At 44.3% G+C, this 2262-nt stretch carries 1 protein-coding gene; it reads right to left on the bottom strand.

Going from position 1 to position 2262, the window contains the following annotated elements:
* Nucleotides 1-207 precede the first annotated feature (207 nt).
* A partial coding sequence (locus QUB11_RS31000; RefSeq protein WP_333392550.1) for a M10 family metallopeptidase occupies nt 208-2262 on the bottom strand: 2055 nt, incomplete at its 5' end.

The following is a 2262-nucleotide window of genomic DNA, read 5'->3' as shown; positions in this document are numbered from 1 at the left end:
ATGTTGAAGTAATTCTGCATCGGCAAGTCGATTCTGCGAATCAAGAATCCCCTCGGCTTTAGCCAGGGGAGTGTCAAGAAGAATAAAAGAGACTGACTTGAGCGATCGCTAACTTCACTGACTATTGAAAATAGGGTTTCGGAAACAACACTCATTCCCAATTCCCTATTTTCAATACATAGCTACTTTCCCAATCAACAGACAGAATTAGCTCTTGACCAAATCAAGCCCAGTAATGGTGGTTATACTAGCACCATTGTTTATCTTAAGGTTAGTGAAAGGTTGTATCCCTTGTATAACACCAATCAATCCATCGGGGGAAAATCCCGGATTATCAACGAAGATTCCTCGACCTGATACTCCACCGTCAAGGCTGACATTCTCCAATTTATAGTTGACTCCTCCTTTAAGCTGGATAGTATCCTGATCGGGTGTAAAGTCTGTAATTAAGCCGTAGCCGTTAACAAATGGATTCGGATTGGGAACCTGGAAACCACTCTCATTGTAGTAGATCTTATTGGCATCCCCAAGGACGAAGGTGTTAACTCCAGCACCTCCAGTAAGAATGTCAATTTCTTGAGTGCCAGGGCTCGCTTTAGAAGAATTAACACCAATTAAAGTGTCATTACCGTCGCCACCCGTGAGAACGTCATTACCGTCGCCACCCATGAGCCTGTCGTTACCGTTTCCGCCATTGAGAGTGTCTTTGCCTAAGCCACCATTTAGAGTATCATTCTGGTTGCCGCCATTGAGAATATCGTTGCCGTTGCCGCCATTGAGAATGTCATTACCGTCGTCACCATTGAGAATGTCGTTGTCTAAGCCACCATTGAGAGTGTCATTACCCTTTCCGCCTTTAAGAGTATCGTTGTTGAATTCACCATTGAGAATGTCATTGCCATCTCCGCCATTAAGGGCATCGTTGCCGCTACCTCCACTCAGCAAGTCGTTACCGATTTTGCCATATAGCTTGTCATTTCCCAATCCACCTTGGATGTTGTTGGCAACTGCATTCCCGGAGATGTTGTCGTTTCCAGCCCCTCCAACTGCATTTTCAATGGTTACGCCGAGAGCGATCGCCACATTGTTTTCAGCATTGGCATTACCATTGGCACCGATAGAACTGAAACCACCTGTGATTAAATCAATTACTACATCCTTAGTTTGGTTAGCGGCACTGATTTTGTCGGTGCCACCCCCATCCCAAATCGTTTCGATAAATTTGGCATCTTTGCCCCAACTATAAGTATTGTTACCGGAACGGGTATCGGTATTAGCCCCATAAAGATATTGAACTGCTGCAACATCAAATAGTTGTGGAGTTTTTGGTGTCACCCCTGGCATATCAGGGTGACCGTTGTAAGACATGAGAGTAAAGCGATCGTTGTCTTGATAATTGGGCATATTTACTGCCCCTTCATGAGGGTGTTTCAACCCTAGGGAGTGACCAATTTCATGAAGAAGAATTGTAAATCCTGATGAACCGGGCGTAATGTTGGCAAGATTATTGTCAAGCCAAATGTGACTTTTAGTAGCAGACCCGACTCCAGTAGACCAGCCTGCATAATTGGGAATGTCGATAGAACCAAACTGAATTTTTCCACCACCGTTAGCATTAGAAACTTCCTTAAATGTGATATTGGAAATATCAGAGTAAAGTTTTAATCCTTGTCTGGCCGACTCCTGCTGTTCTGCTGTGAAGGGTTTGAAGTCATCCCATGAGGTAGATTCTGGCTTAGTTTGCATGAAGCTAAAAGTAACTTCTACGGGCGTACCTAGTGGGCTATTTTTGTTCCATCGTGGTTGATTTGTAGGAAGCAAAGCATCAATATAATAGGGCAGGTTATTCACAATGCCAGCGGTAGCAACCGGGCCAACACTGTCAATAGGGCGAACACTTTCGACAGGATTTAGGGTGCGAGTAGCTTCATTTCCGTCAACATTTCTGTCGCGGTCGATGATATCAACTGTTTCAGAATCATCGCTGTCACGACGGTCAATGATATCAACTGTTTCCGAATCATCGCTGTCACGACGGTCAATGATATCAACTGTTTCAGAATCATCGCTGTCACGACGGTCAATGATATCAACTGTTTCAGAATCATCGCTGTCACGACGGTCAATGATATCAACTGTTTCAGAATCATCGCTGTCACGACGGTCAATGATATCAACTGTTTCAGAATCATCGCTGTCACGACGGTCAATGATATCAACTGTTTCAGAATCATCGCTGTCACGACGGTCAATGATATCAAC

Origin of the sequence: Microcoleus sp. B6-A1 (assembly GCF_036705085.1) — a bacterium.
Classification (GTDB): Bacteria; Cyanobacteriota; Cyanobacteriia; order Cyanobacteriales; family Microcoleaceae; genus Microcoleus.
The sequence above is the reverse complement of the archived record's forward strand: the minus strand, read 5'-3'. Positions and strand labels throughout refer to the sequence as shown.